This is a genomic window from Pseudomonas sp. Pseusp97, from assembly GCF_047304025.1.
GTDB lineage: Bacteria > Pseudomonadota > Gammaproteobacteria > Pseudomonadales > Pseudomonadaceae > Pseudomonas.
This window is the reverse complement of the sequence record NZ_JBGLYK010000313.1, coordinates 1-4738: the sequence shown is the minus strand read 5'-3', so window position 1 is coordinate 4738 and position 4738 is coordinate 1. Positions and strand designations below refer to the sequence as shown.

5 protein-coding genes are annotated in these 4738 nt (G+C 66.1%); all 5 read right to left on the bottom strand.

What is annotated here, in order from left to right; genetic code table 11:
• Positions 1 to 124: 124 nt before the first annotated feature.
• Positions 125 to 1267, bottom strand: coding sequence for an outer membrane protein assembly factor BamB (gene bamB / locus ACCC94_RS27810; RefSeq protein WP_413352818.1), 1143 nt, complete (start codon positions 1265 to 1267; stop codon positions 125 to 127).
• 1 nt (position 1268) lies between these two features.
• Positions 1269 to 1913 (bottom strand): YfgM family protein, encoded by a 645-nt coding sequence (locus ACCC94_RS27805; RefSeq protein WP_413352817.1) that lies wholly within the window; start codon positions 1911 to 1913, stop codon positions 1269 to 1271.
• 23 nt (positions 1914 to 1936) lie between these two features.
• Entirely contained in the window at positions 1937 to 3226 is a 1290-nt protein-coding gene (hisS, locus tag ACCC94_RS27800; protein WP_413352816.1) for a histidine--tRNA ligase, read from the bottom strand.
• 18 nt (positions 3227 to 3244) lie between these two features.
• Positions 3245 to 4357 carry a flavodoxin-dependent (E)-4-hydroxy-3-methylbut-2-enyl-diphosphate synthase gene (ispG, locus tag ACCC94_RS27795; protein WP_413352815.1) on the bottom strand — a complete coding sequence of 371 codons (1113 nt, stop codon included), beginning with the start codon at positions 4355 to 4357 and terminating at the stop codon, positions 3245 to 3247.
• Position 4358: 1 nt separating this feature from the next.
• Positions 4359 to 4738, bottom strand: a 380-nt coding sequence (locus tag ACCC94_RS27790) for a DUF4115 domain-containing protein (RefSeq protein ID WP_413352814.1), incomplete at its 5' end; no start/stop codon positions are given.

The window sequence follows — 4738 nt, the reverse complement described above, 5'->3', positions numbered from 1 at the left end:
CGGGGTGGGGCCCCGCCTACTGTTACCATCCATACCTAATTCCCCCTGCATTATCTTATTCTACCCATCCCCCCCCCGGCCCGGGGCCCCCCCCCCCCCCCCCCCCCCGGCAGTAACACTCAGCTTAGCGAATCGTGTAGGCGACCAGCTTGCCGCTGTTGCCGAACACGTACATCCAGCTGCCGACTACCAGCGGGCGAACCCGCACGCCGTCACCGTCGACCTTCTCGCGGCCCACGAAACGACCATCCACCTGGCTCAGCAGGTGTACATAACCTTCCAGGTCACCCACGACCACGTTGCTCGACAGCACCGCCGGAGCGGACAGCTGGCGGCGAGCCAGGGCGTCGTTGCTCCACAGCGAGGACGAACCACGGGAGTCGAGGCTTTCCACGGTGCCGCTGGCCTGGCTGATGAACACGCTGCCAGTGCCTTCGGCGACGCCCACGTAGCTGGAAGCTTCACGCTGCCAGAGTACGCGGCCGGTGCCGACGTCCAGCGCCGCGGCGCGGCCCTGGTAGCTGGCAACGTAGAGCACGTTGTCGACCAGCAGCAGACCACCGTCGATATCGACGACGCGGTCCAGTTCGGAACGGCCTTGCGGAATGGCCACGCGCTGTTCCCAGACCGGCAGGCCACGCTCGACGTCCACGGCGACGACTTTGCCGCTGGCCAGACCCGCCAGGGCCAGGCGGCCGGAGATCAGCGGAGCACCGGTGCCGCGCAGGGTCAGCACCGGAACGGTACCTTCGTAGATCCAGCGCTGGTTGCCGGTGGAGGCGTCGAAGCCGATCAGCTTGTCGTCCTGGGTCTGCACCACCACCACGTCACCGTTGGTAGCCGGGGCAGCCAGCACTTCGCTGGTGACCTTGGCGCGCCACTTCTGCTCACCGGAACCTGCGTCCAGGGCGATCACGTCGCCGCGCAGGGTGCCCAGCAGGACCATGCCGTTGCCCACGCCGACGGCGCCGGAGATCGGCAGATCGAGGTCTTTCTTCCACAGCACTTCGCCGGTTTCGCGCTGCATGGCCATGACGCGGCCTTCGGCAGACGCGGCGTAGATGGTCTGGCCATCCACGGCGGGCTCGAGCAGGTTGTACAGGTCGCCCTGGCCATCACCCACCGAACGGCTCCACTGTTTCTCCAGGCGAACCTCTTCCTTGAAATCGGTCAGTTCTGCCGGCGGCAGTTCTTTCTTGCTATTGCTGCTGCAACCCACAGCCATCAGGGTCAGTGCCAGCAGTGCAACGTGTTTCCAACGCAACATCTCAGGCGTCTCCCTTGGCCAGGTCGTCGAGTTTCATCTGCAGGGCGCCGACGGCGGCGTCTTCGGGCAGGGCAGCCTTGGCCTTTTCGTAGGCGACACGCGCGTCATCATTGCGCTTGAGCTGCAGCAGCAGGTCGCCGCGCAGTTCTTCGCGGGTGGCGACGTAGGCCTTGTCGACGTTGCCGTCGAGCAGCTTCAGGCCGTCTTCAGCCTTGCCCTGGGCAGCCAGGACACGAGCCAGGCGCTGACGAGCCAGCTCGCCCAGAGTCGCGTCAACCGGCTTGTCGACCACGGCCTTGAGCTCGAAGGCAGCGTCGTCCAGCTTGCCGTTGTCCACTGCGACCTTGGCGACGAACAGTCGGCCGTACTGGGCGTACGGAGTGCCGGCGTAGTCGGTGGTCAACTTGTTGGCCAGCTCGGCAACCTTGGCGGTGTCGGGCTTGCCGGTCGGGTTCAGCGCGGTTTCCAGCAGGGCCTGGTAAATGATGGAAGCGCCCTGGGACTGGTTGGTCTGGTACTTCTTCCAGGCCTGCCAGCCGAACACCACGATCAGCGCCAGAGCGGCGCCGGTCAGCAGGGGCATGCCGTTACGCTGCCACCAGTCCTTGATGTCAGCGATCTGTTCTTCTTCGGTACGGTTACTCACCCCAATACTCCTATCCGCTCGATTCAGGCCTGCTTGAGGCAGGCAGCCAGGTGCTCGGGCAGAGCATCCCAGGCGATATTCTGTTGTTCGCCCTCGCCACGCAGGGGCTTGAAACCTACCACGCGGTTGGCCAGTTCGTCGTCACCCAGAATCATGGCGAACTGTGCGCCGCTCTTGTCGGCCTTCTTGAACTGGCTCTTGAAGCTGCCGGCACCGGCGTTGACCAGCAGGCGCAGGCCGGGAATGGCCTCGCGCAGCTTTTCCGCCAGGGTCAGCGCAGCCAGCTCCGCCGGCTCGCCGAAGGCGCAGACGTAGAGGTCTGCCGGGCGGTTCAGTTCGGCGGGCACCACGCCCAGGGTTTCCAGCAGCAGCACCAGGCGCTCAACGCCCATGGCGAAGCCCACGCCCGGCGTCGGCTTGCCGCCGAACTGGCTGACCAGGCCATCGTAGCGGCCCCCGCCGCAGACGGTGCCCTGGGCGCCGAGCTTGTCGGTCACCCATTCGAAAGCGGTGCGGCAGTAGTAGTCCAGGCCGCGCACCAGCTTCTGGTTGATCTCGTAGCGCAGGCCGACCGCGTCCAGGCGGGCCTTGAGGCCCTCGAAGTGGGCGATCGACTCTTCGTCCAGGTAGTCGTGCAGGCTCGGCGCGCCGACCAGCAGGGCCTGGGTGCTTTCCACCTTGCTGTCGAGGATGCGCAGCGGGTTGGTGGTCATGCGGCGCTGGCTGTCTTCGTCGAGTTGCTCGAAGCGCTCCTGCAGGTAGGCCACCAGGTCGTCACGGTAGCGCGCGCGGGCTTCGCTGGAGCCCAGGGTGTTCAGCTGCAGGGTCACGGCGTCGGCCATGCCCAGCTTCTGCCACAGGCGCCAGGTGAGGATGATCAGCTCGGCGTCGATGTCCGGACCGGGCAGGTTGAAGACTTCCACGCCGATCTGGTGGAACTGGCGGTAGCGGCCTTTCTGCGGCTTCTCGTAGCGGAACATCGGGCCGGTGTACCACAGCTTCTGCACCTGGCCGCCGCCCGACAGGCCATGCTCCAGCACGGCGCGTACGCAGCCCGCGGTACCTTCCGGACGCATGGTCAGGGATTCGCCGTTGCGGTCGAGGAAGGTGTACATCTCCTTGTCGACCACGTCGGTGCCCTCGCCGATGCCGCGGGCGAAGAGCTCGGTGAACTCGAGGATCGGCAGGCGGATCTCGCTGTAGCCGTAGCTGTCCAGCAGGCCGGCGAAGGTGCGCTCCAGGTAGCGCCAGGCCGGGGTCTGGTCCGGCAGGATGTCGTTCATGCCACGGATGGCTTGCAGGGACTTGCTCACTTAGGATCCTTGTTGCGGTCAGCCGCGCACGATCAATGCGGCGTCGGCCTCGGCCTTCTCGGCCGCTTTTTCGCGGATCAGCCGTTCCAGCTCATCCACCAGGTTATCGTTCTGCAGCTTCTGCGCCGGCTTGCCGTCGATGTAGATCAGGTTGCTCGGCGTGCCGCCGGTGAGGCCGATGTGGGCCTCCTTGGCTTCGCCCGGACCGTTGACCACGCAGCCGATAACGGCGACGTCCAGCGGCACCAGCAGGTCCTCCAGGCGGCCTTCCAGCTCGTTCATGGTCTTGACCACATCGAAGTTCTGCCGCGAGCAGCTCGGGCAGGCGATGAAGTTGATGCCACGGGAGCGCAGGCGCAGCGACTTGAGGATGTCGAAGCCGACCTTGATCTCTTCCACCGGGTCAGCGGCGAGCGAGATACGGATGGTGTCGCCGATGCCTTCGGCGAGCAGCATGCCCAGGCCGACAGCCGACTTCACGGTGCCCGAACGCAGGCCGCCGGCTTCGGTGATGCCCAGGTGCAGGGGTTGTTCGATTTGCTTGGCCAGCAGACGGTAGGCGGCCACCGCCATGAACACGTCGGAGGCCTTCACGCTGACCTTGAAGTTCTGGAAGTCCAGGCGGTCGAGGTGATCGACGTGACGCATGGCCGATTCCAGCAGCGCCTCGGGGGTCGGCTCGCCGTACTTCTTCTGCAGGTCCTTCTCCAGCGAGCCGGCGTTGACGCCGATGCGGATCGGGATATTGCGCTCGCGAGCGGCATCCACCACGGCCTTCACGCGGTCTTCGCGACCGATGTTGCCCGGGTTGATGCGCAGGCAATCGACGCCAAGTTCGGCCACGCGCAGGGCGATCTTGTAGTCGAAGTGGATGTCGGCAACCAGGGGTACCTTGACCTGCTGCTTGATCCTGCCGAAGGCCTCGGCGGCGTCCATATCCGGCACGGAGACGCGGACGATGTCGGCGCCTGCATCTTCCAGACGACGGATCTGCGCCACGGTGGCGGCCACATCCAGGGTGTCGGTGTTGGTCATGCTCTGCACGGCGATGGGGGCATCCCCACCCACCGGCACGTTACCCACCCAGATCTTGCGGGACAGGCGACGTTTGATCGGAGACTCGCAATGCATCTTACTGTCCACCCAACTTCAGGCGCGCGGTGCCACCGCGCGCCGGCGTGACTTCGACCGGCTGGCCGTTGTAGCTGACCTGGGCGCCCTGGGCGAAGCCCAGGCGCAACTGGACCGGCGCCTTGGCAGCGACTTCCAGCGAGTCCCCCTTGCGCTTGAGGCCCTCGAGGATGACCTTGCCATCGGCATCGGTCACCTGGGTCCAGCAATCGGCGGTGAACTGAACCTTGACCACGCCCTGGCCGGCGGCAGCGACCACCGGAGCGGCCGGTGCCTCGGTCGCAGCGGCAGGCGCAGCCGGAGCGGCCGGGTTCACCGGTGCCACAGGCTGTTGTGCAGACGGCTGCAGGGGAACCGCCGGAGCCTGGGCCGGAGCAGTGT